We start from the raw sequence: 26,562 nt of genomic DNA on the forward strand, positions 1-26,562 counted from the left end.
TTTATAAAAAGGTATTGATAACCGGCCGTATCCGTATAATGCTCTTCAATGGATAATTCTGATTCATGATGAAGCAATCCATCGATGACATGTACAGCATCCCTAGCGTTTGTGTTAATAACCTTTGTATAAAAAGAAGAAAATTGATCGCTGGTGAATCTATAGATAGTAGTTCCTTTCCCTGTTCCGTAGTGTGGGTTAGCATCAGCATGAAGAGAAGAGACGCCAACTTGTACACGCATGCCATCCGAAGATGAGGTACTCCCATTTCCCCAATATTTTGATAAAGAAAGATGATGTTGAAAATTTACTAAAGTAGCTTGAGCTTTACTCAAAGAATCCTCATGTAATCGCCATTGGGCTGCATTAGCTAACTGATGATAGGTGATTCCTGGTGTTGCTTCAGCCATTTTGGTAAGACCGATATTGGTTCCCATAGCCATAATCGTAGCCATTACAATAGACTTTTCTTCTCCCTTAGGTGGACGATTACTAGACGCATGAGCAAGGTGTTCATCGAATCCTGTCCAATTTGAAACTTCAATCAATAAATCAGTAAGTTTTACCCGTGGTAACATGTTATATAAAGTTTGGCTAAGAGATTTGGCATCTTCCGGTGTATCTTTCTCTAAACGGTCAAGTCGTATCCTTGACTTGTCAATACTTATTCCCTCAAGAGAATCTATGTTTTCCAATATATAATCTAATCTTTCATTTAAAGCAGTATTTCTCTCAATTATATATTCTTGAGCTGACATACCAACAGCTAATCTATTGCCTGTATTCTTAGTTTCATCCCAATTATCTTTAGTGACTAAGTATTCTTCAAAATCCTTATGTAACCTGCTTCCAGCAACCCATATATCTCCTGAACGGATATGGTTTTTTAATTCGGTTAATGCTGCTAATTCATAATACTTTCGATTAATATTTCCATCTTCATCATAGACATGTTTCTGCCATCTCTTTGGCACAAAATCCAATGGCGCGCCTTCGGGAATATGGCGTTTCTTATTATTGTTAATTTCACGCAAGACATTTAGAGCGCGCAATAAAGGCTCAGAAGCCTGAGTCGTACGGAACTCCAATTTACTGAGAAGTACCGGTGTATACTTTCTAAGGTAACTAAACCGGGTGACCAACAAATCTAAGTAATCGTAGTCCATAGGACGAGCTAAACGTGTTGCTTCTTCTATAGAATCAACAATCCTTTCCCAAGGCATTATTTTCTCTAATACTTCAAATGGATCTAGCTCTTCATTTCGTGCTTTTACTAAAGCTTCACCAATATCCGCAAAGTGCAGTACTTTTTCATTGATAGATTTTCCATTTTGCTTTTGCAGTTCTTCTTGTGCTTTTCTACCCTTTGACTGTAAGATCATAATTTGGCGGTCATGAATTTCGATAGCTTGATCGATTAGATCTTGACTAAGAGTTAAAAGGTGAGCTACAAGAATAGCGTACCTTTTATTCTCATTAAACCTCCGAAAGGAATGAGGTTCATATCGGGCGCCTAGCCTAGCAAGCTGAAGCAGCCTATTCGAGTGAATATTTTCGGACTCTGTTGAAAGATTTAATAAACGAACATATTCTAATCTCTCAATTACTTTTAAAAAAGCATCTGGTGATGACTGACCTGGTATTTCCCTTAGCCATCCAAGCTTAGTTTTGGATTTATCGGAAGGGGTATCAATTAATTTCTCCAATTGTTGTTTTTGCCATGGAGATAACGGTTTATAGAGTGAATTATATACTTTCTCCTCTGCCCTTCGCCTTGTTTCCCATACTAATCTTTCAATCGTTGTCATAGCAGGCAGAATGATTTTTCGCTTTCGCATTTCTTCTAAAGTCATCCCTATTAGGAACAGTGCATTTGAATTTTCAATTGCATGGGGGAGTAATGCCTGTGAAATAATCCGATATGACTGTGCTGAAAAATTAGAAAAACCATAATACTTTCGTATTTCCTCCATATGTTCATGTTTCGTTTGCTCTCGTTCAGAATATAGCTTAAATTCACTTGCATCTACTTGTAACTGATTAGCAACATAGTTTATCACCTTATCAGGAACATTCTTGATATCTGAAAGAGACCAACCAGGGTAACGAAAAAGACAAATTTGAATAGCGAATCCCAATCGATTATGATCTCTTCTTCTACGTCTTATTACCTCAATATCATCTTGTGTAAGGGTATAGTAATACGCTAATTCCCAATTACTTAAAGTAGACGGGATTAACAAAAAATCCTTTCTTTGATCAGGTGTAAGTAGTTCTCTTGCTCTTAGATACACAGGAAAATCCCCCTAATCCAACCCGAAGGTTTAATTTTTTTCTAAAGCTCGATACAACACTGATTTACTAACACCCGTCATATCCGTAATTTCTTTGATGCTATATTGTTTAGATGAATGTAGTTTTAAAGCACGTTCCACCAACTTGGGGTCTTTGGAAGGTCTCCCCCCATTTCGGCCTCTCATTCTTGCAGATTGTAATCCTGATTTTGTACGCTCACTGATAATATCTCGTTCTAGTTCAGCAATACTCGCCATTGTTCGGAAGAAAAAACGTCCCATAGCTGTTGATGTATCAATATTATCCTGTATGGAAATAAAATTGACCTCTTTTTCTTCAAAGGTTTCAACCAATTCAATTAGATGTTTTGTAGACCTTGAGATACGATCCAACTTATAAACGACCACAGAATCACCTTTACTTATAGCCTTTAGGAGTTGTTCTAATTCTGGACGTTCTTTTCTCGTTCCAGTTATTTTCTCTTTGTAAATAACAGCTGCGCCTGCTTTTTCTAAAACATCAATTTGAAGATCTAAAATTTGATCTTGAGTAGAAACACGAGCATATCCAAAAACTTTTCCCATTAAATTCCCTCCCCAAGAATAATTGTTCCCTAATTCGGATTATAAGTCAATTTTAGGGAAGATGAATACGGGAAGGGTTTAGGGATTAGAAAACGCCAAAAATCATGTGTACTATAGATAGGTAAAGTTTTTCCCTTAAACGTTCGTTAATGGGAATTACTATTAGAAAAATCATTTTATGTTTTTCATTCAAATATTCACTTGAATATTAACCAAGGAAAGGTATATACTATATTCAAGTGAACACTTGAATATCAATGGGGTGATAATGTGAATAAGAAAGATACTTGTGAAATTTTTTGTTATGACGAGGAAAAGGTCAATCGAATACAAGGTGATTTAAAAACAATCGATATTGTTAGTGTTGCCCAAATGTTAAAAGCAATTGCGGATGAAAATAGGGCAAAGATTACCTATGCTTTGTGTCAAGATGAAGAGTTATGTGTGTGTGATATAGCAAATATTATTGGTATTACGGTGGCAAATGCTTCTCATCATTTAAGGACCCTTCATAAGCAGGGGATTGTAAGATATAGAAAAGAAGGAAAACTAGCGTTTTATTCGTTAGACGATGAACATATTAGACAAATAATGATGATTGTACTAGAACATAAGAAAGAAGTGAATGTCAATGTCTGATCAAAAGGCAATAACATCTGAACAAGAAATGAAGGCCTATCGTGTACAAGGTTTTACTTGCGCAAACTGCGCGGGTAAATTCGAAAAAAATGTAAAACAGCTATCTGGAGTTGAGGATGCAAAAGTAAATTTTGGTGCATCTAAAATTGCTGTTTATGGTAATGCAACGATAGAAGAACTAGAAAAAGCAGGTGCATTTGAGAATCTCAAAGTGACACCTGAAAAATCTGCTCGCCAAGCATCACAAGAGGTAAAAGAAGATACGAAAGAAGATAAAGTGCCGTTTTATAAAAAGCATAGTACTCTACTTTATGCTTCCTTATTGATTGCCTTTGGTTATCTTTCCTCGTATGTGAATGGAGAAGAGAACATTGTTACTACCTTATTGTTTTTAGCATCCATGTTTATCGGAGGATTATCACTTTTTAAAGTTGGTTTGCAAAACTTACTACGTTTTGAATTTGATATGAAAACCCTTATGACAGTGGCTGTTATAGGTGGTGCTATTATTGGAGAATGGGCAGAAGTTGCCATTGTTGTTATTCTCTTTGCAATCAGTGAAGCACTTGAGCGATTCTCTATGGATAGAGCAAGACAATCGATTCGTTCATTAATGGATATCGCTCCTAAAGAGGCACTTGTTAGACGTAATGGACAAGAAATAATGATTCATGTTGATGATATTGCTGTTGGGGATATCATGATTGTAAAACCTGGTCAAAAGATTGCGATGGATGGTGTAGTTGTAAGTGGGTACTCTGCCGTTAACCAAGCAGCTATTACAGGTGAATCAGTCCCTGTCGAGAAAACGGTTGATAATGAAGTATTTGCAGGTACCTTAAATGAAGAAGGATTACTTGAAGTAGAAATAACGAAACTTGTAGAAGATACAACAATTTCTAAAATTATTCATCTTGTAGAGGAAGCACAAGGGGAACGTGCTCCTTCGCAAGCATTTGTTGATAAATTCGCAAAATATTACACACCGATTATTATGATCATTGCAGCATTAGTTGCTATAGTCCCTCCATTATTCTTTGATGGCAGTTGGGAAACATGGATTTATCAAGGATTAGCTGTTCTTGTTGTTGGTTGTCCTTGTGCGTTGGTTATATCGACTCCTATTTCTATTGTTTCAGCGATTGGAAATGCTGCGAAAAAAGGGGTCCTTGTAAAAGGCGGAGTGTATTTAGAAGAAATGGGCGCCTTAAAGGCTATTGCATTCGATAAAACAGGAACATTAACAAAAGGGGTCCCAGCTGTAACTGATTATAATGTGTTGAACAAACAGATAAATGAAAAAGAATTACTATCCATTATTACTGCATTGGAGTATCGTTCTCAGCATCCTCTTGCTTCAGCCATCATGAAAAAAGCAGAAGAAGAAAACATTACTTATTCTGACGTACAGGTAGAGGATTTCTCTTCTATCACAGGAAAGGGTATAAAGGGTATCGTAAACGGGACGACTTATTACATCGGTAGCCCGAAACTCTTTAAGGAATTATTGACTAATGATTTCGATAAAGACTTAGAGCAAAATGTTACTACTCTTCAAAATCAAGGTAAGACAGCCATGATTATTGGAACCGAAAAAGAAATACTTGCAGTTATTGCAGTTGCTGATGAAGTTCGTGAGTCAAGTAAGGAAATTCTTCAAAAGTTACATCAACTTGGAATCAAAAAAACAATTATGCTTACTGGTGATAACAAAGGTACTGCGAATGCTATCGGAGGGCAGGTTGGAGTATCTGATATAGAGGCAGAATTAATGCCACAGGACAAATTAGACTTTATTAAACAGTTGAGATCCGAGTATGGCAACGTAGCAATGGTAGGAGATGGGGTCAATGATGCACCTGCATTGGCGGCCTCAACAGTTGGGATTGCAATGGGTGGAGCTGGTACAGACACAGCCTTAGAAACTGCAGACGTCGCTCTAATGGGAGACGATTTAAGAAAACTTCCATTCACTGTAAAACTTAGCCGGAAAACTCTTAATATCATCAAAGCTAACATTACTTTTGCAATTGCTATTAAATTTATTGCCTTACTATTGGTTATCCCAGGTTGGTTAACGCTCTGGATTGCCATTCTTTCCGATATGGGCGCAACCCTTCTAGTAGCTCTAAATGGTTTGCGACTAATGAGAGTGAAAGAATAAAGGAAAAAGTGCTAAAAAGGGCTCTTCCAGACAGATGGAAATTCCTTTTTTAAAAAGGACTCATTATTAGTATAACTTCTAAATATAATAAAAAATCAGTTAGTGAGTTGATGTAATTGACTTTAATTTTGAACGTTATTTCTGCAATAGGGGCATTTATAGTTACCAATATTGATGATATTTTTGTTTTGATGCTGCTATTTTCACAGGCAAAAGCACAGGTGAAAACGAGTGAAGGTTTAAAAGGTAACCAGACAGAGAATAAGCATATATCCCCTAAGGATATAATTATTGGACAATATCTAGGTTTTACCTTGTTAGTAGTAGTTAGTCTCTTAGGAACTTTTGGAGTTATGTTAATTCCAGAGAAATGGGTAGGATTACTTGGACTAATCCCAATCTATTTAGGGATTATGTTGTTTATAAAGGGAGAAGATGAGGATGAAAATGCAATTCTTTCAAGTTTAAATTCTGGAAAGTATAATAGTGTCTTTTTAAGTGTAGCATTTATAACATTTGCTAATGGCGGAGATAACATTGGAATATATGTTCCTTTCTTCTCTACTTTAACCATGAACCAACTAGCAGTAACGGTTATTACTTTCTTTATTATGGTTGCGATTTGGTGTTTTATTGGATATCGTTTGGCAGCTTTTAAACATGTCTCTGAAACCTTAGAGAATTACGGTAGATGGATTATACCCATTGTCTTTATTGGTTTAGGAATCTATATCATGGTGGAGAACGAAACTTTCAGTGCCCTTTTGAGTTTAATAAATTATTAAAAAATAATCTTCAAAAGTCCCTCTAGTTAACAGTTGGGACTTTTGTTTTTCTTATTTACAAATAACGGAACCTACCTTAACCAACTAACTATTGGATATAAGTAATTGCTTGTCTACCCAGTTGCACCCATGCAGCTTCAAAGTCTGCTATTTTGGCCTTTCTATTCTTTGTGTTTGCTAGTGGATCACTAAAGTAAATATAGCATTGGTCATATCATATCCTGTTACTAATACAGAGTGCAGCTTATGAAGCCCTATTAGATTAATTTGCAACACAGGTGAAATAGAAAAAACTGAGGAGTTACCACAAAGGAACCCTAAAAATGGTAAGTACCAGCATGTTTGGATTGATTGCATGAATAACCAAATGGAAATATGTCTGGAATTATACAGATAATAAAACTACTATAATAGTTACTAATAAGCCTATGATTTCTTAGCGTAGGAATCATAGGCTTATTTTATGTCGAAATTTGCTTAGCGTGGGTTTTCCGCATTTATCCTAACTTCGATGTGAGAACTATTGGAATATCAATGGTTCTCACATCATTTACATGTATTCAATGTAAATATTGGTTTACAAAGGTATGATCATTTTTTGATGACTTGTTCAAGTAATGCACCTTTAGTTTAATAGGAATTTCTTAACGAATGAACGCTGACTCTCTATTAGATAAAGCATCCATTAACCATCGAGGGTGCATTTTCAATAAGTCTTGAGGTAAGTTATGCTGTTCAAAAAACTTAATTTCTAGTGACTCATCTGAATTACATTTAAGTTCCCCACCAGTAATCTCAGCAAGAAAACAAGTTGTAATAAAATGTACTACTTTACCATTGGGGTATTCAAATACTTGTGAATTAGGGTCAGAGTACACACCAATCAACTTTTTTATGCTTATATCTAAATTTGTTTCTTCTTTTACCTCTCTAATAGCAGCTTCCGAAACTGTTTCTCCTATTTCTATATGCCCTGAAGGAATACCCCAAAGTCCTACATCTGACCTTTTTTGCAACAAAACTTGGTTCTCTTTAGACAAAATAATGACTGCAATACCAGCTTTTAAATCATCAATTCTTTTCATATAAGCCTCCTTGAATAATAAAAAAGTCCGAAGAGAAAGATTTCAACGCATAACAAATACGCTGAACCTTTCCCCTCGGACCTTTTATGTCAATAGGTGCCTTTTACATATTGTAAAAGAAATAGCCCTCGGTCACAAACCTACCTAGATAGCGGAACCCTAGCTACAATTTTCCAGTTCATTTTTATTTTACTATTATTAATTAGAAAATGAAAGATACTCTTTCATTAACCTGCACCATTAGTGCAATAGGCAAAACTAAAACCATTCATATATATCATCAATGAAATTGGGTAAATCTTTGTTTATAACAATAAAAAGCTTCAAAATTTATCGTAGATCATACCACGTAATTTCAATAATTCATCTTTCAAGCGCTTGTTTTCCTCTTCGAGCTTTTTTATTCGGTTATTTTTAGCAGCGATAAGAGAATCCTTACTGGCATCCGTCATATTCCTTTTTACGGTTTGTGGAGAATTTAACCCTTCTTGTTGCTTTCTTAATCCCTCAATTCGGTTTCGTATTTCTTGATTGTTATAGAGAAATGCCTTAGATACACCTGATTCCATTGCAACCTGGTTAAAGTTAATTTTCACTTTCGTTTTTATAAGACGTTGTATAGCATGGTCCACTTTTTGAGATGCCTCTTGGCTTTTCATTAGTGCATGTTTTTTAACACCTTCGGTATTTCTAATATGTTTACTTCTCATGAGTGCGTTCCTCTCCAATATATTCGCGTCCTTTTTTCCCAGCTAAATGATGCGTTGTACCATCCTTCAAAGTTTCTAGAATGGGCTCTAGACGATCTAGAGTGGTTTGATTCTTATCTATCCAAACTTGACGCCCTAAAGCCACACCTCGCTCAATTACACTTCTAACTTCTTTAATTTCCATTTCAAATTTGGGTATGAACTCTGGTGTAGTACAGAAATTACGGCAGGATAGACATGGGTTCGCTTGAGTAGGACATGGCTGCTTAATAGGTTTCATACAATAGCCAAGCTCCATCTTTACAGCGTCTAAATTATGGCGTATATATTCCCATTCAATTATATCTTCATTTTCAATATCCGTAAGTTCAACTTTAACTGGTCGTTTATTTTCAATGTCAATTCGAAAAATACCTTGTTTTGTAGCTTCTTCCCAAGATTTACGCATGGTAGTATCAAGGATTTTTGCATATTGTAATGTCATTTCAGGAGAAGCGTGCGCCATCCATTTTTGAACATGCAGTATGTTCATTCCGTTATTAAGAAGCTCTACACCCTTGGTATGCCGAAAGGCATGATTTTTAATGAAAAAGGGATTTCCTGAATCGTCAACTATGTTTTGTTCTTCAGTAAAGCGCTTCATACTTCTGCGAATGTCATAATAATTAAAAGGCCTACCTCTGCGAACACCTTCGATCTGTACAAATAAATAATGTTTAGGGTTATTAATAGTATCGCTTTGATCTTTAGTCACTTTAATTACAGCTTCAACTATCGCTGCTACTTCATCTGTAATTGGTACACGATGATTCATTACTTGTGTTTTTTTGATATCTCCGCATAAGTACCATCCCTGAGATGTTTGTTCTAAACAATTATCATAACGCAGATTAAGAATGTCTGATATTCTCCAACCAGTAGCCCGAAGTAATACAATAACCGGTATGTATTTTGAAGGTTTTAAGAACTCTATTTTTTCTTCGATTTGTTGAAGGACCCCTTCAGGAATGTACTTGATATCATTTTCAGTTTTTGTTATCGGTCTAGGAAAATCTTCTTTAAACAACAATAGATTCACAGGCAACGCAGGCGCTTCATCGAATTGCAGTTTTTCAATTGTTTCTAAGAATACATTTAGAACAATTAAGTAACTTCTCTTTGATGGTATTTTGTTATGAAACTTCTTGTTATGAAATATAAGATAATCTTCAATATCTTTTCGTGTTAAGGCATTTAAATCCTTCCAAGAGGGATATTTATCATGTATAAATATCAAAAATAGCTTTAATATTCTAACGTCAAGAGTACATTGGCCAAGAGATAAATGACTGATTCTAAATTTTAAATATCTTTTGGCTAAAGGGCGAAAGGGAATAGGGATATCCTCGAAATTCAGGATATGTCTTGATTCATGATCAGGAAATCTTGCACCAGGAATATTTCTAACATCCCAGATATCTTTTTCAAATTCATCTCTTGTATCATAGAAGCCTTTATAAAACAAAAATAAACGATTAAGTAGATTTTCGTAATTAGAAAGCTTCCTTCTTCCATAGATTCGTATGCTCAAACCTAATTCACTTAAATGTGATCTCAATTGCATCAATGCTTTATTTATGTCTAAATCTGCAAAGCTATTAATATTAGGATAAAATTTTTTAAGAAATTTAGAAAGTTGTTTAAAGGATCTGGCATAATTATGTACAGCTGAATACAATTGCAGGTCATCTTTTTGAATACGAGTAAGGATAAAAAACTTAACTTCATTTTTAAGCCTAGTTGGAAATACCGAAAAATTCATTGTGCGATGGGTTTTCCCCCATTCTGATTTTCTAAAATCATTAAAGGCTGCATCGTCTGCGTCCCAAATGTCATTTTCAAAGTAACCAGTGACTTTTTGGGTTATTTCACTAACTTTAATTTCTGGTAATAGGTGTCCAACAGATAAATTCATTCGTTATTCTCCTTATTTTCTTTGTTGATTTTCATTCGATCTTGAGCGTTTTCCCAGTCTTTTCGAATGTCCTCATCCGAAGGATGGATATACATCTGCATTGTTGTTTGAATATGAGCGTGACCGGCCCGATTCATTAAATGTTCATCTCTCCAACCAGCCTTTCTCAGTTCCGTTAATGATGTATGACGTAACATATGCGGAGTGAAATAAATGCCTGTTTTTTTACGAAGACGTTGAACCAGTGCTACGACATCGGTATATTCTAACGGCTGGCCTTTATTTTCTCCGGTCAACTTAATAAAAACGTGATTTGTATCAACTTCATCGGTATGAAATTGAGCAATATAATCAAAGTACATATTTATTAGATCCTCAGATACATCAATACTTCGGGGACTACATACCGTTTTAATCTCAGCTAGATTAGACAATTCACCCCGATCACGTATATGAATTTTTCTCGCATCAACCTCGAAATCTTCAAGCCATAAAGTAAGGGCTTCGCCAATACGCATAGAGCTTTCCCATAGAAGCTGTATTAAAAATAGATCCCGCATATTTACACAGGCATTCATAATTAATGCAATTTGATCTTTTGAGAGTGTTTTTGGCTGCTGCTTAGGCACTTTTAATTTCAGAATATGAGAGGTAAAGGATTTATTTTTGTTTATATGGTGCAGAAAACTTTTAAACCCCTTACGGGACCCAGGTACTTGTTTCTTTAAACGTTCTGTCAATTGAATACTATAGTCCTCATGTCTCATTAGGTAGTCATAAAATCCAAGAACAGTATTGATGATGATATTTACTGTCTTTGCTTTTCTAATTGGCTGTTTAGGGAAGATAGGGGACACCTTTACATCCTGGTGCGGGTTTTGTAACCATCGTATAAAATCCGCCATTTCATCTATTCCAATATCACGATAATCCTTGTTTATTTGTTCTAAGAATTCAAAGAAAAGCTTTAAATGATATGAGAATGACCGTAAGGTATTACGCGAGGCTCCACTGTTGTCCTTAAACTTTAAATAATGTAAAACTGGTTGGACCGGCTCATTGTTATGATCTAGTAACATGTACCGAGCCTTTCCTTCTTTTGTTAGAAGGGTAATTACTTTCATAAGTATCACTCCTATTGAAATTTATTCTTTTATTCAATTTGGAAAGCTTTCAATCTCTTAATCTTAGATAATCTTCCTCCTTTCTTTATTTACTATAAATACTATAAAAATCAGTTTAGTTAAATAGTCTTTAAAGATACAAAAAAATGGATGACTTTACATTGAATACTGTAAAGTCATCCATTATGACTGGTTAAGATAAATGTCAAACTGTTGGTGGTACCCCAGGCTTTTCTTTGTTCGCCCTTTTTTTTACTCCTAACCAATTTAATGCTTATTACATCCTATGGAGTTTAAAGGGTTAAAGAATTAGATTTGAGGCAAGAATTATTTGTGAAACTCTCGCATAGGAAGTGATTGATTTATGCAAGAACTAATTTTAAATATTAAGAAAAAATCAGTCTTCGTAAAATTACAACCAGAATTAATAAAGGATCTTTCCCTGACTTTTTTCTTTGCATTTTCGATGATCATGTTTGAAATTTTTTTAACACGTTTGTTTGCAGTTATTTTTGATTACAATTATGTATTTCTTGTCATCTCGTTAGCTACATTAGGAATTGGAATTGGAGGATATTTTTCTTATCAGTTTCCTATTCTTTTCCGTAGTCTATATCCACTTGCACTATGTGGGCAAGGTGTTTTACTAATAGGTGTAACGTCATTAATTTATCTTACGCCATTTCAAGGCATCACCTTTTACTCCATTCTCTCAACAGTACCATTTTTGTTTACTGGTTATATTTTAGCTAGTATTTTTCAAAAATTACATACTAAAGTTCATGTTGTTTATTTCATTGATTTAGTCGGAGCAAGTTTGGGGGCGAGTTTTGCCATCCTCTTGATGAATCATTTATCGCCTATTCCAATGATATCTATGTTATCGCTTGCTTTATTTTCAGTTGGGAGTATTCTCGTATTTACTCATTTAAAAAAAGCTACAAAAGTTATGTTAATCATGATACTAGCCTTATTGATGATAAATATATTTTCTCCTTTTTTAACAACGGACCGTTTTTTGTCTTATCAAACAAGTCCATATACAACGTTTTCTGAACAAGAGGGAAACATTATCTATTCTGAATGGGATTCATTTTCACGCACTGATGTTTACGATGCAAAAGACGGAGATTTTTTGTATATGACGATAGACGGAGGTGCTGTTTCTTCGATTTCTCGTTTTGACGGAGACCTAAATACAGTAGACTATTTGCAAATGAATACAAGTGATTTAGCTTTTCAGAATCCAAAAGAAAAAGAGAGGGCATTGATTATTGGAAGTGGTGGTGGACAAGAAGTCTTATCTGCTGAAATGGCAGGCTATTCCAAGATTGAAGCTCTAGACATAAATAAAGGTAGCTTTAACGCCGTTCATTCACTTCGATCATTTGCTGGGGATGTATTTGAACGAGATGGTGTCGAAACGATTGTAGCTGATGGTCGAAATTATATTCGTGAGACAACAAATACTTATGATTTGATATTCCTTTCACTGGTAACAAAGCAATCTGATAGTGGACTAGGGTTAGCCTTAACGGAAAATTTCATTTATACGAATGAAGCGTTACGTGACTATTTTAATAAACTCAAAGAAAATGGCCAACTTTCATTTCTACTTCACGACGAAAAGGAGCTAGCTAAAGTCATCCATAGTGCAGAAAGCTATTATCAAGAAAGGGGAATTCCATCTAATGAAATTAAAAATCACATAGCCGTTGTCGGTAGTCAACACATTTTTGGTCATGTAGTAGCCGAGCCGGGAAGCATCGAACGGCCACTGCTTATTTTGAAAAAGCATCCATTTACAGAAAAGGAAGCGACGAAACTTTTCGACTCTGCCGCGAATATCGCACAGCTCCCTTTACATGTTCCATATAGATTTGATCACTACAAAGATTTAGCAAACAGGCTTCATGATACGGCCATCCCTTTTAAAGCAAACCGAGATGCTCAACCTTTCTTTTTCATAAGAATGATGGGATTCCTTCTTTTTTATGGATTGGTTTGATTCTTATAAGTCTTGGCACTTCTGTAATGAGTTTAATTTATCGAAAGCAAGTTCCAGTTGGAAGCATGGTTTATTTCAGTGGGATTGGAATCGGTTTTATGCTTATTCAAGTAACACTGATACAACGCCTGACATTGCCTCTAGGGCATCCTACTTGGGCATTTGTTATCGTATTAACAACACTTCTTATTTCCGGTGGAATTGGAAGTGCCTATTCGACTAAATGGAAAAGAGAAGAGGATAGAAGATTTGTCCCAATATTACTTGTGGCATTTCTAACATCTGTCGTGTATCTATTAATTCATTTTTACTATCAGTCTGAGCTGGCACTCTCCACATTTCAAAGAACCTTGCTTGTCATTACTATGCTTATCCCAGTAGGTTTTTTTATAGGAATGCCATTTCCATATGGGATGAGTAGGCTTAAAAAGCATCAAATTTCAATTAGTTGGGGGATCAACGGTTTAATGACGGTTGCCGGTTCAATAGTAGCAGCCATGTTATCTTTAACGTTTGGAATGAATCTTACAATAATAGTAGGGATTGTTGTTTATCTCTTGTTATTTATTTTTCAACCTCTGTTAAAAATGTAAATCAGAAATGTGATTTTTCCTTAGCCAGAATTAAATTCTGGCTCTTATTGTGTTATTGACATACCTTACTAGGGTAATGTAACTTTAGTTAGAATACATTGTTAAAACAAACAAGGTGGGAAGAATAGATGAGTCAAACAGAGAAACTTGTTAAACTTGCTGTGAATGCTGGGATATCCTTTGGGGCAAAGTTAAATGCAAAACAATTACGAGTTCTAGCTGAATATATGAATGATGATCAAGAATTGGAATTAACAACGTTTCAACAGCTCTATATTGATGTGTCTGAAAATAAACTGGAGTTAGTAAAAGGAAAATTTAAAGAAGCTGGTTTAATCTGTTATCCGGTTGGAAGTTTTGTTAAAAGCCTTCGTACCTGTAATTTTTGTAAAGGATCGGAGGAAGAAGGGATGCCGGTAGCTATCGAGTTAAATAAACGAATTGCGGGAAGGGAAGTGCCTTTTACCCTCAAACCAGCATATACGGGATGTCGAGTTGGTTGTGGTGAACCATTAATCAATGACATTGGGATTATTAAAGTAGGTACAAATGAGTTCGATTTATACATCGGTGGCAAAAGCAAGGGAGCAGATGCTAAGGTAGGTACATTGTTCAAGAAACAACTAGTACCTGAACAATTATATGCGATGGTGGATGATATACTAGATCTTTATCACGAATTTGGAAAAAAAAGAGAACCGTTTTTCAAGTTTATTAATCGATTCGGCTTTGAAAATTTACAGCAGCAAGTTCTAAAAAAAAGATAAATGATAATCAAAAATTCAATCTACTGAAAGTAATAAACTGTTGACAGGATTTAGGAAGAAATAGGTTCAGCTAAGGTTGCGCTACTTATTACGTAGCGCACTTGTTTTTACCTAGCCATTGGTATTCACTTCTTATCTTTAGCTTTACTATAATTATGCACCCATAGCAAAGGCGCGACACTCTTGAGCACAATGTAAGCACATTTGACCACATCGTTGTAAAACTTCGTCTGGGTGATGTAAACAGTGGTTCCCGCAAACTTCACAAATATGGGCACATAACGAAGCAAGAGATTTAGCGAAGACGCTACAACGGGCCATATATTTAGCAGTTAACGTACAAATATCAGCGCAGTCTCTAAGTAATCGCAATTGCTCTTTTCTGTGACTTGAGCTGTCCATTTGCAAAATAGAATACTCGGTAAATTCACAAATAGCTTCACAATGTTGAACCGTTTCAAGTGCTCTGTGTTGTGACATGTGGTTTTCCATATGATAAGACATAGTATGATTCAATTTAATTCCTTAAATTAAAAAAACTTATATCACAAGTTCATCGTATGTCTAGTTGATTACCTATGCTTTAGGCATTAGTCTAATTTTTAGGGTTTTACGAGTTCCAAACGGGCAGCTATTTAATTTCTCAGTATGATAAGATAAAAAACTAACGCAGTCTTCCTGGTCTCGATACTGCTTCGTTATTTTCAAGAATAACCTTTTCCATTCCATCATATTTTCATCACAATTTTTTTATATTCTTTTCTTGTGATGGATATACAATTATGAGGAGGAAATGGAATGAAAATGAAGTTGGCTTTATTTGTATTAGTTGCAACCATGACAATTAGTACTCCTGCTTTTGCTAGTGGAAACGGAGTTGCGGATTGTGCGCAAATGTCGAAGGGACAACATGTAGCTATGTGTGCACAAAAAATGGAAGGCGGGGTTTCTGACTGTGCCACTGCTCCTGAATGCCCTATGACAAGTGGATGTACGAATTAATGAACCAGGATGGTTAGTCAATAAAACATTTAGTATCATAAAAGTTTTTAAGGAGATTTCCTTGTATGAATACTGGTTAAATGAAAATAATAACAAATTAGACTCGAGGTCTTTCAATCCTCGAGTTTCTTCTTGCTATCTCTATGAAATTCCATTGACACTTGTAAGGAATCTGTTTGTTGTTTTTTTTCTCACTATGAACCTAGTTTCATGGATATTACGTAGTTTTTATTTTTACTTTTCATCATAAATCTATCACATTTTTCCGCTATAGTAAGAACGCTTGATTATAAAAGGAGATAAGATGATGAATTATATTTTTGAAAGTTACAGTTACCAAGAGCTATGGAATATAGGGTGGCTTATCCTTATTTTTCTTATTACATTTTTTTATTTCTATGCCACTAAAAAAGTTGCTAATAGGACCAGTAAAGGAAAAGCCGTATCGTTTGTTATAGGAGTATGGTTTTTTTATGTTGCAGTAGGAAGTCCACTTCACTTAATCGGACACAATTATTTGTTTAGTGCTCATATGCTTGAACAAGCAATAGTCTATTTTGTGGCACCACCATTGATTCTTATAGGACTACCTAATCAGTTAATTAAGCATCCTACGAGCTCCAGTTTACTAAGCAGGGGATTATTAGGAGTATTGAGCAAACCGATCATCGCATCGCTTTTATTTAATGGATTATTTTCCCTATACCATTATCCAAGTCTATTTGACTATTTACGTTTGAACCATCTATATCAATCTGTGTATCATTTAATTCTCACAATATTAGCTTTTACAATGTGGTTATCTATTCTTCATTCCAAAAGTAACTACGAGTTATCTGAATTGAAAAGTGTAGGCTACATTTTCTTAAATAGTGTATTAATTACACCGGTTTGTGCTTTAATTATCTTTTCTAATAACGTACTTTATACAACCTATATAAATGCTCCTCAATTGATCTCGTTCTTATCAATAAAAGATGATCAACAACTTGGAGGGATTGTAATGAAGCTGATTCAAGAGGGGGTATTTATTACAATCATTGGAATACTTTTTTTCCGGTGGGTAAAAAAAGAAAGAAAAAAAGAAAATGTAGAAATGCCAAATGAGGCTGCTTCATAAAATTGTTTACTATAAAGCGAGGTTTGTAATATGTATGATGTATTTAATTCTATTAGTCGATTATTATATGAGCCCTTAATTCAACTCATGTATGGTTTTGAACATATTCCGCTTTTAGCAGCGCTTGTTATTGGAATTCTAGCAGCTGCTGCACCGTGTCAATTCACCGGAAATGTAGGTGCCATTACACTTTATGGGAATCGGTCTATCCAAAAAGCTATTCCATGGTCAGAAGTCATATTCTTTCAACTTGGGAAAGTCGTTGTTTTTTCGGGGTTAGGATTACTAGTGTGGATATTAGGTTCTGAATTTCAACAAGAACTAATTGGTTACCTTCCATGGATACGTAAAATACTTGGGCCCATTTTTATCATAATCGGTCTTTATTTAGTTGGACTCATCACATGGAAATGGTCTATCGGTCTAAAACAAAAAGAAGCTGGTGATAAAAACAGAGGAAAATGGGGGGCATTTCTTTTAGGAAGTAGTTTTTCATTAGGGTTCTGTCCAACCATGTTCTCAATCTTTTTCTTTTTGTTAATGCCGCTAACCCTTTCTACTTCATACGGATTCATCTTACCAACTGTGTTTTCGTTTGGTACATCGATTCCTTTGTTCATTACAATGTATCTCATCTGGACTTTTGGATTAAACGGGACACTTTTGAAAAAAGGAAGAAACATCGGAAAATGGATCCAGCGAGTTGCAGGGCTTTCTGATCATCCTTGGGATTTTAGATACGATAACTTATTGGGGGATTTAAGAAAGTATGTGTTGCATTAAACCATGATCTAATTCCAAAGGAGATTTATATTTTATATTTTTTTCTTCAAAATTTCAACACAATTACCTTTTATAATATAAATAGATTTAAAAATTAGGAGGTATTTGACTATGGAAAATTTAGCTTATTATCTTCCACTATTATTATGTCCTTTAATGTTAGTGATGTTATTTTTCTTTATGAAAAGGATGTCTGATGGAAATAACAGTAATAAGAGTGAACCAAACGGAAAAGATTTACAAAAAAATATGAATCACTTAATGGAACAAAATCAAAAGTTGATGAAGGAAATTGATTCTTTAAAAAGGTCACAATAATGGAGGGGAGTACGTTTGGAGGAATTATCAATTTTTATTCCGATCATACTTTTATTCTTACTAATAATTGCGATGATGATTCACTCTTATGCTACTATCAAAAGAAAACCAGAGGGTTATGAATTTTTGATTAATAAACAGAATGACCCCTTCGATAAACGGGAAAAAAGTAACTAACCTTATTGTAAGTTTATCCCGCTTAACAAACTCACAATAGGTCTAAATTATAGTAAGATCAATCGGTGGAGGAGGCTTTTAATTGAGTTGCCTCCATTTTCTTCTTTTCAAGTAGATTTGTGTAAAAAAATATTTTATAAGTAAGATTCTTTATATAGAAAAGAGGGAGAACATGGACACTAAAATTCTAATTGTTGATGACGAATGGAATATGAGAAATCTAATTCGAATTCATTTATCCAAGCAAGGATATAACATAGTGGAAGCTGTGAATGGGAAAGAAGCGCTTAAAGAAATGAAATGTCATTCTTTTCAACTTATTATTTTAGATGTAATGATGCCAGAGATGGATGGTTGGGAAGTGTGTGAAGAAATTAGAAAAGAAAATTTGGCTTTGCCTATATTAATGTTAACAGCTAGAACGGAGACAACGGACAAGGTGAAGGGACTCGATATTGGAGCGGATGATTATTTAACTAAACCTTTCAAACCAGAAGAACTTATCGCACGAGTGAATGCACTTTTAAGAAGAGCTGTTGTAAATCAAACAACGCAAATAAAACAACTCCATTTCCACGAGCTGAAAATGGATGTGGATGATCATAAAGTTTTTGTTCAAGACAATCCTGTTCATTTAACCCCTAAAGAATTTGAGTTATTAAAATTATTACTCTTGAATCCTAAGCAAGTGTTTAACCGAGACCAGTTACTTTTGAAAATTTGGGGAGTGGATTTTCTCGGAGATGAAAGAACGGTTGATTCTCACATAAAAAGTATTCGGTTGAAATTAAAGAAAGAAGGGCTGAGCTTTACTATCATCGAAACGGTTTGGGGTGTCGGCTATAAGTTAAAGGAAATAGACACATGAGATGGAATCGAATTGATGTAAAATTAGGGCTGACGATGATTACCGTTTTTTATTAGTTTTCGCACCTTTTGTTTATGTCATTGATCAGGTTTTTTGTAATTATTATTACAATAAGGCAAAAGAGGAAGCTCATCAATTAACGTCAAATTATGCCCAGATGATAGCGAATAATCAAATGTTAATGTCAACGCCAATGGTTGAAATGGCAGGAAATATTACACAAAAAAAAATCTTCTTACTAGACGAAGATGGAGATATGATCACGTTTACAGGTACGGATGATCTGGAAATAAACATTAAAGAGTTCGACTTGCAAAACCTTTTTGAAGGAAGGCCTGTTTTCTATGAATACGTAGAACCGTTCACTGACATTCCTTATCTTTTGTATGGTCATCCAATAAATGCTGATCAATTCAAAGGTAGTCTGTTCATGTTATTTCCACTTAATGATATGTATGATTCGATGTCTACGGTAAGACAGTTGTTTCTTCTTGCTGGTGTTGGAGGTTTCTTTCTAGCTCTTGGGTTTACATTTATTGCTTCACGAAAGCTCTCGTCACCTTTACTTGAAATGCAGGCTGCAACAAAAAAGATTGCCAAAGGGGATTTAAATACAAAAGTGATTGTACGATCAAAAGATGAAATCGGTTCTCTTGCTGTTGGCATTAACAACCTAACTCAGGAACTAAAGAGGCACCATGATACAAGAAGTGAATTCTTTGCTAGTATTTCTCATGAGTTAAAGACACCGGTTTCATATTTAATGGGTTATTCGGAAGTCTTGAAAGAAAAGCTGTATCAGACGGAGGAAGAAAAAGAACAGTATTTATCAATCCTTGAACATGAAGCAACTCGATTAAATTATCTTATATCAGACTTGTTTGATTTGTCGAAGATGGAAGAAGGGAAGTTTGACATAAATAAGGAGTGGATCGATTTAACAGAACTTGCCGATAACCTCGATATGAAATATTCATTAAAAGCAAAAGAAAAAGATCTTCTATTTACGGTTAAAGTGGATGAAAACCTTTCCTTGTTTTATGGAGATGGAAAACGAATAGAACAAGTTTTTACCAACTTATTGGATAATGCGATGAGGCATACGACTAACGGTGAGGTAACCTGTGAGTTCAGGCAAGGTGATAATCAAATTAACATCATTATCAAAGATACCGGATCAGGAATTCCAGCCGACGAACTTCCATTTATTTTTGATCGGTTTTACCGAGTAGAAAAATCTCGCTCAAGAGAATTCGGAGGGACCGGATTGGGATTAGCCATCGTTAAAATGTTAGTAAAGTTACACGGTGGTACAATAGATATAACGAGTAAGGAAAACGAAGGAACCCAATTTACTCTTTCTTTTCCTAACGATATTTGGAACAAGGAGAGGGGAGAAAAGATATGAAATGGATAGACTGGGTCATTGTTAGTCTGCTTTTGCTTATTGGGTTAGTTTGTTTAAGTATGTCCTTAACGTTAACGACGGACGAGAATTTTATCATCTCTCTCCTAAAAATTTGTCTTTGGGTAGGAATTCCATCTCTAACGATTGGACTAATTTTTCTGTTGTTCAAAAAAAGAAAGTAAGCAATTGTATGAGAAAAAATAGGGATGTGTGTATGGAGTGTGGACAAAAAAAGACTTACTAGCCGGTCTTATTCTCTTTCTGACAATATTCATTTCACTGGTAGACGGTACTGCGGTTGAAGCCCATTCAGAAATAAAAGAATAAGTCCGGGAATGAATGAAATATTGGACCATTCACCAGAACGTATTAGTGTTTTGTTTGCTGAACCTGTAGAAGTCTATTCAGAGTCTATTCGCTTAACCAATTCGATCGGATCAAACGTTCGAATCGGAAAAGCGGTGATTGATCCTACTGACAAACGTTTAGTAACATTACCGGTTGAAACTCTATTATCAGAGCAGGTATACATTAGAGATTTTCGCAATTGCCATGGATGGACATGAAATTAAAGAGCGTTTCCAATTTGAAATTAAAAAGGAACAAATTTCAGAATTAGATTATTGGAGAAATCTAACCCTCGTTCAATCCGCTCCAGCAGATGGGGAGATCGTACCAACTTCTCCAAACAAAATTGAACTATGGTTCTCTGATGAGATAGAATTAGAGGTTTTTGCGATCTATGATGATAATCAAAGTTTAGCACCGATAGGAGAAACTTATGTAAATCCAGCTGATGCTTCCCACTATATAATAGAGCTAGACAAGAAATTATCAAAAGGGACATATGAAATTAATTGGTACGTACGTAAAGATAACAAAAGTAAAAATGGAATTTTCTACTTCGCAGTGGATGAAGTCACATCTATTACCCCTCCAGAGGGAAAAAGAGTTTCAATGGGGGGATGGCAACATGTCGGATTGATTGAACTTGCTAGTTGGCTGTCCTATCTGGGTGTTTTCATCTTGTTTGGTAGTATGGTTTTTCAATTATTGATTTCAAAAGGTAGTGAAAACACAAACCGGTGGAACAAGATGAAACGGATCTTCTTCATCATGAGTGTTGTAGGGTTTCTACTACTTATTACAATTCGGAAGGATGAAATTACTAATATTTCAGTCGTGGAGTTTATTCAATTTCAATTTGTTTGGGGCATGGTCCTTCAACTTGTCCTTGTACTTATTGCATTTTTTCTTAGGTCGATGATAGGACAGGTATTATTGTTAGCTGGAACGATTATGATGTGGGCATTATCAGGTCATGCTGTATCAGATCGGTATGGTGGGCTTATCTCAATAACGTTAGATGCTTTGCATTTATTTTCTATTGCAATTTGGCTTGGTGGATTGTTTGCATTAATAGTCATGATACCTAAAGAGGAAGGTTTAAAATGTCTAAAAGAAAATGGACGAAAGTTCTCCAAATATGCACTTATAAGTATATTTATTATGAGTTTAACAGGGATAGGAATGCTATTGCGTTATCTTCCTTCTTTTACTATGGACAGTTTAATGATAAGTAGTTGGGGGCAGTTTCTCCTTTTTAAGGTGATTTTATTTCTAGTTATAACTTTTATAGGATTCTATCAAATGAGATTATTGAAAAGCGGTATTGATCATAATCATACATCTCTTACCGCTATCTTAGGAAGAACCGAACTCATTATTGGAATGAGTATTCTTTTCTTTGCAGCATCAATGATCAACACGTCACCCAAGGCTGCTGAACAAGGAATTTATCCCACAGATCTTTATTCTCCTGTTGATGTCTCTGTATCACTGACACCATTTCAGATGGGATATAATGATTTAATTATAAAATTTGATCAATCAGAAGATATAAAGAATGTTGATGTTGAGCTTTTTATGCCACCTTTTATGACCAGAACGATAACCGCGTTTTCGTTAGGGGAAGGGACTTTTCAAGTGACTGGTGGACTATTACATGGTTCTGGTACGACCTATTTAAATATTCATGTCACTAAAACGAGTGGCGAAAACTTAATGATTCCATATGAAATACAAGTGCCCGGCGATATGTAATGCTTCGTTTTTGATTGCCGACACAACTGTATAAAGAATGTCACGCTTCTCACAGAAAGGGTTCTTAGATTTTTCTCTAAGGGCCCTTTACTGGCTATGAATATGCTTCTCTCCACTGTTTACTTTTGTACATAGTCAGATAACTATACTTTTATTGGTAAATAATGTTAAAGTAATTAAAGATTATTTCTCTAGTAGTGTCAAAATGATGATGATTCTACCGCTATTCTCAAGATGTCATACAGCTAAGGTTATGTTTTTTATAAAACTCGGTTAATCCATTTGAGTGTGCGACCCTTAAAGAATTCTTGGGTTGAAAACTAGTTTTAGAAGAGGGGGAGAAGATTGAAGATAAGGGGAAAACATATTATTTTATTTTTTGTCCTGTTCTTGACTGGTTTTATTTTAGTGGTGAATTATGAGTCTACAGATTCAGGTAACTATGATCCTCTGAATAGATTGAATTCGACATGGGCACAGGAAAATGAACTTAGAAACCAAATCATCATGGAACAATCCTTAAACAAAATGCTTCAAGAGGAGTTAAGGTTATATCAATATCAGGTACGGGAACTTGAAGAAAACTTAAGCACCGTTAATGAAAAAAGTGAAGAAAAAGCAGAAAATTTGCTCGAAGACATAGAGAGGTTAAGAAAGATTGTAGGACAAGTGCAAGTAACTGGACCAGGAATTGAAATCTCATTAGAGGATTCAGACTATTTACCTAACGGGGCTAATCCGAATGATTACATTGTTCATGAAGGACATATCCAACAGGTGGTCCAAGAATTATATGTTGCTGGAGCGGAAGCAATTGCCGTAAATGGGTATCGCCTAAGACATTCATCATTTATTCAATGTATAGGGCCTGTAATAAGTGTAGACGGAAATATTTCATCAGCTCCTTTTATTATTACGGCGATTGGGGATGCTGATCATTTAGAAGCAGCTTTAACCCTACATGGCGGAGTTCAGCATCAGTTAATTAATGATGAAGTAACAGTAAGAATACAGAAAAAAACTAATATTCTATTAGACTCTTACCTAACAGAAGGTTGATTACATGTGTATAAAGATAGTAAACATATTAATTTATGTAAATATTGAGACACACGAACCTTGGATTCGCGTTTATACACAGTAGTTCTTTATTTTTTTCAAAACTAGCAAACTGTTTTCTTAGATGTATCAAAGTTTTATCACATTTATATTTTAAAATAAAAGTAACGAAGGATAGTTGAAATAAGAAATATATTATGACCGAATTGAGTAGCAAGGATAATTTGGATTTAATCTAAGGAATCATTTAGTCTAAATAATTGGAGGTGTTTAATCATGATGATGAACTGGGGAATGATGAATCTCGGTATGATTTTGTACATGATCTTAGTAATTCTTATATTAGGTTTAATCATTTATGGTGGATTGGTATTAGTCATGAGACTTTTAAATAAAAAGGATTCTAACAATAATTCTCAAGATTGGGACCAAGATACATCACTTCAAATTTTAAAAGAACGGTTTGCAAAAGGAGATTTAACGCAAAGTGAATTCGAACAAAAATATACGTATTTAAAAGAAAAAAATTAAATTAAATCAGTATTTATCACAGTTTCATCAAAATTAAAGTCTAAACTAAAAATGTAAAATAAATTCAATACATTATTAAGAGGAGTGAATAACATGCGGAAAAAAACGAAAATGTTACTCTTTTCATTTGGATTATCTTCTGTTTTAGTCGTAGGAACAATGGGGTTCTCAGGAATATCTCAAGCTAATGAAAACCATGGCATGATGAATATGATGAATGGTGACATGATGAATATGATGGAAGGTATGAATTCCTTAGAAGGCGAGAATATGATGGAAGCATGCAATAACTTTATGGAATCATATGGAAGCGACGAGACTGAAACAAATTAGGAACTCTAAATAATTTTTTAGTATGAGAGGAAGGAGTACCCTTCCTCTTTATTTGTGCAACGTGCGTTCGCATATAGAAGACCTTTTCGTGACCTTCTTCATAAATTGCTGAATGCTAACAGGCAATAAATCTTTTCAAGGGAACAGAAAGTGTGGTCTAGACCTTCCTTAGTTTTCAAAAACTTCAAAAAGTCTAAATCTTCCATCGTTGTCATGAATGTCGATTGACAATAAAGTCGTTTAAATACAAATAAAGTTGTTACATTTACAATAAAGTTATTTAAAACGTCCAATAGGTTGTTCAACTAAAGGTAACGCTTTAACCAAATATCACATCTGCTATTAAATACACTTCACGTTCTGTTAAGAACTTTGGGATTCGTTTTCCTACTTTTGGTTCCGTGATTTTGGCAGCAGGATTAGTGGTTATATGACCTTCCTCGTATAACCAACGAAAAAATGATCGGATAAATCGAACACGATGAGCAAGACTCGATGGTTTTAATCCTTCGCTGGATAAAGCTAAGTAATCTTTAATACCTTGGGTTGTAACGGATTGGGGTTTAATATCTTGGAAGTGACGGACTAAGAGATTTGCTTGCAGTCGGTAGGCATTCAAGGTATGGGGCGAAAATCCTTCAATTCGTTTCTCAGCTTTGCATGCTTCCCAGGCTTTGGTTAGTTGCACAGCTTGTTCCCTCCTATGTATTATGTGTATTTTAAGGGGGGGATTTCCAATTTTATGAAAAACAAGAACGACAATTAGTCCTTTTCTGGTATTATTTATGTGTCAAGGTTGGTTACTTTGTGAAGAATTCACTTAAACTGAACGAAGCAGTTTAGTGCAATAAGAGTTGATGAGTTGTTTAATTATTTATTATGTAAGAGGTGATTTAATGCGAAGAGTTGAGGTTTTACCATATAGTGAGGAATGGTTAGAAATGTTTCGGGAGGAAAGTTAGAAACTTAAAGCTTTGTTTAAAAACGAAATTTTAAATGTGTATCATATTGGAAGTACCCATTCCAAATATTAAAGCTAAACCAGTAATTGATATTATGGTTGAGGTTACTAACATTAGTGAAGTTGATAAGTTCAATAGCGAGATGGAACAATTAGGCTATGAAGTGATGGGTGAATACGGAATTCCTAAAAGGCGTTTTTTATTAAGGGTGGCGATAATAGAACTCATCATGTTCATTTTTACGAAGAAGGTAATGAAGAAATTGCTCGTCACTTAGCATTTAGGGATTATATGATTGCACATCCAGAGGAAGCTATAAAGTACAGTGAATTGAAACAAACATTGGCAGAGAAATCCCCTACAAATATAACTAAGTATATAGAAGGCAAGAACAATTATATTAAGGCAATTGATGATAAAGCAGAGACGTGGAGAAAAACTAACTTATTCAATTAACGGGTGCTAGAGCGGAACTCAAAGTTGTCAGTTGCAGCACCTAATGTTTATTTTGTTAACGAACTTCTCCAAAACTCAAGACTATAGACAACACTGGGATTGTAATAAGGCTCTCCCGCCACCTTTAAACAAAGACACCTAGTTACGATTATTTGAATCGTAACTAGGTGTCTTGTTTCATTCTTATTGTTATTCAAGTGTACCGACGATTGGTAAGTTTTCCAATACAGAAGAGCCGTGTGGAGATGCTGAAATTTCTTCTGTGTTGTCAGCACCAGCCATTACTCCACCAAAGTGTTCTCCACCTTCCCAAGCTCCAATATCTGAAACATCGTAAACGACTCCGTCAACCGCTACATAAGCGGGGTTTCCATCTTGCCCATTATACTCACTAAGTTCTTCCAGTGTGAATACTTGACCTTCTTCAACTGCTGAAGCTTCTGTTTCTTCTGTAGTATTTTCCTCTGTAGTTTCTTCCGGTGTCGACGTATCTGGTTCTTCAGTTGTTGTGTCCCCACCACAAGCTGCTAAAACAAAAGCCGTCATTGACAGTACTAATAAACCTTTAAATTTTTTCATCTTCTTGCCCCCTACATTTTTAAAAACTTTTTTTATATAGTTATATGTTAAATGTTATCTCCCCTCACTAAAAGAGATTTTGATTACATTTAACGTATTGTTCACTTTCCGTTAAAAATGTGGTCACTTTTTTGTCAAATATACTAATGGCAGAA

The 26,562-nt window shown here is 35.0% G+C and carries 24 protein-coding genes and 3 pseudogenes; 18 read left to right on the forward strand and 9 right to left on the reverse strand.

Annotated features, from left to right (window positions below; all coding sequences use genetic code 11):
* Nucleotides 1–17 precede the first annotated feature (17 nt).
* Both BALCAV_RS06810 and BALCAV_RS06815 read right to left on the reverse strand, forming a co-directional pair.
* Nucleotides 18–2,294: pseudogene (locus BALCAV_RS06810) on the reverse strand (Tn3 family transposase); the annotation flags it as partial.
* Between the two features lie 30 nt (nucleotides 2,295–2,324).
* Nucleotides 2,325–2,879, reverse strand: coding sequence for a recombinase family protein (locus tag BALCAV_RS06815; RefSeq protein WP_003322302.1), 555 nt, complete (start codon nucleotides 2,877–2,879; stop codon nucleotides 2,325–2,327).
* Nucleotides 2,880–3,149: 270 nt separating this feature from the next.
* Between BALCAV_RS06815 and cadC the strand changes: the two genes are divergently transcribed.
* The 3 genes from cadC (at nucleotide 3,150) to BALCAV_RS06830 (ending at nucleotide 6,467) form a co-directional block, all read left to right on the forward strand.
* On the forward strand, nucleotides 3,150–3,518 hold the full coding sequence (cadC, locus tag BALCAV_RS06820; RefSeq protein WP_003322301.1) for a Cd(II)-sensing metalloregulatory transcriptional repressor CadC: 369 nt from the start codon (nucleotides 3,150–3,152) through the stop codon (nucleotides 3,516–3,518).
* Nucleotides 3,511–5,682: a heavy metal translocating P-type ATPase gene (locus tag BALCAV_RS06825; protein WP_003322300.1), complete on the forward strand. Its 2,172-nt coding sequence runs from the start codon at nucleotides 3,511–3,513 to the stop codon at nucleotides 5,680–5,682. The genes cadC and BALCAV_RS06825 overlap by 8 nt, the downstream gene beginning before the upstream one ends.
* Nucleotides 5,683–5,798: 116 nt before the next feature.
* Nucleotides 5,799–6,467, forward strand: a complete 669-nt coding sequence (locus tag BALCAV_RS06830) for a CadD family cadmium resistance transporter (protein WP_003322298.1) — start codon at nucleotides 5,799–5,801, stop codon at nucleotides 6,465–6,467.
* Nucleotides 6,468–6,555: 88 nt separating this feature from the next.
* Here BALCAV_RS06830 and BALCAV_RS23495 read toward each other — a convergent pair.
* From BALCAV_RS23495 to BALCAV_RS06850, 5 genes and pseudogenes are all read right to left on the reverse strand, one after another.
* Nucleotides 6,556–6,716: pseudogene (locus BALCAV_RS23495) on the reverse strand (C39 family peptidase); the annotation flags it as partial.
* A gap of 395 nt (nucleotides 6,717–7,111) precedes the next feature.
* Nucleotides 7,112–7,552, reverse strand: a complete 441-nt coding sequence (locus tag BALCAV_RS06835) for an NUDIX domain-containing protein (RefSeq protein WP_003322296.1) — start codon at nucleotides 7,550–7,552, stop codon at nucleotides 7,112–7,114.
* Nucleotides 7,553–7,875: 323 nt separating this feature from the next.
* Entirely contained in the window at nucleotides 7,876–8,262 is a 387-nt protein-coding gene (locus tag BALCAV_RS06840; RefSeq protein ID WP_003322295.1) for a DUF6262 family protein, read from the reverse strand.
* Nucleotides 8,252–10,216, reverse strand: a complete 1,965-nt coding sequence (locus tag BALCAV_RS06845) for a tyrosine-type recombinase/integrase (RefSeq protein WP_003322294.1) — start codon at nucleotides 10,214–10,216, stop codon at nucleotides 8,252–8,254. The genes BALCAV_RS06840 and BALCAV_RS06845 overlap by 11 nt, the downstream gene beginning before the upstream one ends.
* Complete coding sequence (locus tag BALCAV_RS06850; protein ID WP_003322293.1) at nucleotides 10,213–11,340, reverse strand: tyrosine-type recombinase/integrase; 1,128 nt, start codon at nucleotides 11,338–11,340, stop codon at nucleotides 10,213–10,215. The genes BALCAV_RS06845 and BALCAV_RS06850 overlap by 4 nt, the downstream gene beginning before the upstream one ends.
* Before the next feature lie 364 nt (nucleotides 11,341–11,704).
* Here BALCAV_RS06850 and BALCAV_RS06855 point away from each other — a divergent pair, with 364 nt between their 5' ends.
* The 14 genes from BALCAV_RS06855 (at nucleotide 11,705) to BALCAV_RS06920 (ending at nucleotide 24,410) form a co-directional block, all read left to right on the forward strand.
* Complete coding sequence (locus tag BALCAV_RS06855) at nucleotides 11,705–13,348, forward strand: spermidine synthase family protein (protein WP_235213085.1); 1,644 nt, start codon at nucleotides 11,705–11,707, stop codon at nucleotides 13,346–13,348.
* A 26-nt stretch (nucleotides 13,349–13,374) separates the two neighbouring features.
* Nucleotides 13,375–13,941 (forward strand): spermidine synthase family protein, encoded by a 567-nt coding sequence (locus tag BALCAV_RS22735; RefSeq protein ID WP_235213086.1) that lies wholly within the window; start codon nucleotides 13,375–13,377, stop codon nucleotides 13,939–13,941.
* 128 nt (nucleotides 13,942–14,069) lie between these two features.
* Entirely contained in the window at nucleotides 14,070–14,708 is a 639-nt protein-coding gene (locus BALCAV_RS06860) for an NAD(P)/FAD-dependent oxidoreductase (RefSeq protein ID WP_003322291.1), read from the forward strand.
* Between the two features lie 798 nt (nucleotides 14,709–15,506).
* Nucleotides 15,507–15,710 (forward strand): hypothetical protein, encoded by a 204-nt coding sequence (locus BALCAV_RS06865; protein ID WP_003322288.1) that lies wholly within the window; start codon nucleotides 15,507–15,509, stop codon nucleotides 15,708–15,710.
* A gap of 307 nt (nucleotides 15,711–16,017) precedes the next feature.
* On the forward strand, nucleotides 16,018–16,830 hold the full coding sequence (locus BALCAV_RS06870) for a cytochrome c oxidase assembly protein (RefSeq protein WP_003322287.1): 813 nt from the start codon (nucleotides 16,018–16,020) through the stop codon (nucleotides 16,828–16,830).
* 30 nt (nucleotides 16,831–16,860) lie between these two features.
* The gene (locus BALCAV_RS06875; protein ID WP_003322285.1) at nucleotides 16,861–17,613 is read left to right on the forward strand and encodes a cytochrome c biogenesis CcdA family protein; all 753 of its coding nucleotides are present in this window, start codon (nucleotides 16,861–16,863) and stop codon (nucleotides 17,611–17,613) included.
* 111 nt (nucleotides 17,614–17,724) lie between these two features.
* Complete coding sequence (locus BALCAV_RS06880; RefSeq protein ID WP_003322284.1) at nucleotides 17,725–17,931, forward strand: hypothetical protein; 207 nt, start codon at nucleotides 17,725–17,727, stop codon at nucleotides 17,929–17,931.
* A 349-nt stretch (nucleotides 17,932–18,280) separates the two neighbouring features.
* Nucleotides 18,281–18,976, forward strand: coding sequence for a response regulator transcription factor (locus tag BALCAV_RS06885; protein ID WP_003322282.1), 696 nt, complete (start codon nucleotides 18,281–18,283; stop codon nucleotides 18,974–18,976).
* Nucleotides 18,977–19,151: 175 nt separating this feature from the next.
* Complete coding sequence (locus BALCAV_RS06890) at nucleotides 19,152–20,384, forward strand: sensor histidine kinase (protein WP_235213087.1); 1,233 nt, start codon at nucleotides 19,152–19,154, stop codon at nucleotides 20,382–20,384.
* A gap of 335 nt (nucleotides 20,385–20,719) precedes the next feature.
* Nucleotides 20,720–20,950: a copper resistance protein CopC gene (locus BALCAV_RS06900; protein ID WP_136445896.1), complete on the forward strand. Its 231-nt coding sequence runs from the start codon at nucleotides 20,720–20,722 to the stop codon at nucleotides 20,948–20,950.
* The gene (locus BALCAV_RS06905; protein WP_003322278.1) at nucleotides 20,937–22,487 is read left to right on the forward strand and encodes a copper resistance CopC/CopD family protein; all 1,551 of its coding nucleotides are present in this window, start codon (nucleotides 20,937–20,939) and stop codon (nucleotides 22,485–22,487) included. Before BALCAV_RS06900 ends, BALCAV_RS06905 begins: the two co-directional genes overlap by 14 nt.
* 345 nt (nucleotides 22,488–22,832) lie before the next feature.
* On the forward strand, nucleotides 22,833–23,546 hold the full coding sequence (locus tag BALCAV_RS06910; RefSeq protein ID WP_003322277.1) for a DUF881 domain-containing protein: 714 nt from the start codon (nucleotides 22,833–22,835) through the stop codon (nucleotides 23,544–23,546).
* A 276-nt stretch (nucleotides 23,547–23,822) separates the two neighbouring features.
* Complete coding sequence (locus BALCAV_RS06915; protein ID WP_003322276.1) at nucleotides 23,823–24,077, forward strand: SHOCT domain-containing protein; 255 nt, start codon at nucleotides 23,823–23,825, stop codon at nucleotides 24,075–24,077.
* 93 nt (nucleotides 24,078–24,170) lie between these two features.
* Nucleotides 24,171–24,410 (forward strand): hypothetical protein, encoded by a 240-nt coding sequence (locus BALCAV_RS06920; protein ID WP_003322275.1) that lies wholly within the window; start codon nucleotides 24,171–24,173, stop codon nucleotides 24,408–24,410.
* A gap of 319 nt (nucleotides 24,411–24,729) precedes the next feature.
* On the opposite strand, the gene BALCAV_RS06925 is transcribed toward BALCAV_RS06920, so the two are convergent.
* Nucleotides 24,730–25,098, reverse strand: a complete 369-nt coding sequence (locus tag BALCAV_RS06925; protein WP_003322274.1) for a site-specific integrase — start codon at nucleotides 25,096–25,098, stop codon at nucleotides 24,730–24,732.
* Between the two features lie 368 nt (nucleotides 25,099–25,466).
* Between BALCAV_RS06925 and BALCAV_RS06930 the strand changes: the two are divergent.
* Nucleotides 25,467–25,828: pseudogene (locus BALCAV_RS06930) on the forward strand (GrpB family protein).
* A gap of 189 nt (nucleotides 25,829–26,017) precedes the next feature.
* Here the strand turns inward: BALCAV_RS06930 and BALCAV_RS06935 are convergent.
* Complete coding sequence (locus BALCAV_RS06935) at nucleotides 26,018–26,407, reverse strand: cytochrome b5 domain-containing protein (protein ID WP_003322272.1); 390 nt, start codon at nucleotides 26,405–26,407, stop codon at nucleotides 26,018–26,020.
* Between the last annotated feature and the right edge of the window lie 155 nt (nucleotides 26,408–26,562).

Origin of the sequence: Alkalihalobacillus alcalophilus ATCC 27647 = CGMCC 1.3604 (assembly GCF_000292245.2) — a bacterium.
GTDB lineage: Bacteria > Bacillota > Bacilli > Bacillales > Bacillaceae_D > Alkalihalobacillus > Alkalihalobacillus alcalophilus.

Excerpts from the sequence above, each read along its gene's own strand:
- BALCAV_RS06850 (WP_003322293.1), bottom strand. The coding sequence starts at position 11,340 with ATGAAAGTAATTACCCTTCTAACAAAAGAAGGAAAGGCTCGGTACATG.
- BALCAV_RS06920 (WP_003322275.1), top strand. The coding sequence starts at position 24,171 with ATGCGGAAAAAAACGAAAATGTTACTCTTTTCATTTGGATTATCTTCT.
- BALCAV_RS06860 (WP_003322291.1), top strand. The coding sequence starts at position 14,070 with ATGAGTCAAACAGAGAAACTTGTTAAACTTGCTGTGAATGCTGGGATA.
- BALCAV_RS06905 (WP_003322278.1), top strand. The coding sequence starts at position 20,937 with ATGGATGGACATGAAATTAAAGAGCGTTTCCAATTTGAAATTAAAAAG.
- BALCAV_RS22735 (WP_235213086.1), top strand. The coding sequence starts at position 13,375 with ATGAGTTTAATTTATCGAAAGCAAGTTCCAGTTGGAAGCATGGTTTAT.
- BALCAV_RS06890 (WP_235213087.1), top strand. The coding sequence starts at position 19,152 with ATGTTAATGTCAACGCCAATGGTTGAAATGGCAGGAAATATTACACAA.
- BALCAV_RS06815 (WP_003322302.1), bottom strand. The coding sequence starts at position 2,879 with ATGGGAAAAGTTTTTGGATATGCTCGTGTTTCTACTCAAGATCAAATT.
- BALCAV_RS06825 (WP_003322300.1), top strand. The coding sequence starts at position 3,511 with ATGTCTGATCAAAAGGCAATAACATCTGAACAAGAAATGAAGGCCTAT.
- BALCAV_RS06885 (WP_003322282.1), top strand. The coding sequence starts at position 18,281 with ATGGACACTAAAATTCTAATTGTTGATGACGAATGGAATATGAGAAAT.
- BALCAV_RS06855 (WP_235213085.1), top strand. The coding sequence starts at position 11,705 with ATGCAAGAACTAATTTTAAATATTAAGAAAAAATCAGTCTTCGTAAAA.
- BALCAV_RS06845 (WP_003322294.1), bottom strand. The coding sequence starts at position 10,216 with ATGAATTTATCTGTTGGACACCTATTACCAGAAATTAAAGTTAGTGAA.
- BALCAV_RS06880 (WP_003322284.1), top strand. The coding sequence starts at position 17,725 with ATGGAAAATTTAGCTTATTATCTTCCACTATTATTATGTCCTTTAATG.
- BALCAV_RS06935 (WP_003322272.1), bottom strand. The coding sequence starts at position 26,407 with ATGAAAAAATTTAAAGGTTTATTAGTACTGTCAATGACGGCTTTTGTT.
- BALCAV_RS06840 (WP_003322295.1), bottom strand. The coding sequence starts at position 8,262 with ATGAGAAGTAAACATATTAGAAATACCGAAGGTGTTAAAAAACATGCA.
- BALCAV_RS06835 (WP_003322296.1), bottom strand. The coding sequence starts at position 7,552 with ATGAAAAGAATTGATGATTTAAAAGCTGGTATTGCAGTCATTATTTTG.
- BALCAV_RS06870 (WP_003322287.1), top strand. The coding sequence starts at position 16,018 with ATGAATTATATTTTTGAAAGTTACAGTTACCAAGAGCTATGGAATATA.
- BALCAV_RS06865 (WP_003322288.1), top strand. The coding sequence starts at position 15,507 with ATGAAAATGAAGTTGGCTTTATTTGTATTAGTTGCAACCATGACAATT.
- BALCAV_RS06875 (WP_003322285.1), top strand. The coding sequence starts at position 16,861 with ATGTATGATGTATTTAATTCTATTAGTCGATTATTATATGAGCCCTTA.
- BALCAV_RS06900 (WP_136445896.1), top strand. The coding sequence starts at position 20,720 with ATGAATGAAATATTGGACCATTCACCAGAACGTATTAGTGTTTTGTTT.
- BALCAV_RS06915 (WP_003322276.1), top strand. The coding sequence starts at position 23,823 with ATGATGATGAACTGGGGAATGATGAATCTCGGTATGATTTTGTACATG.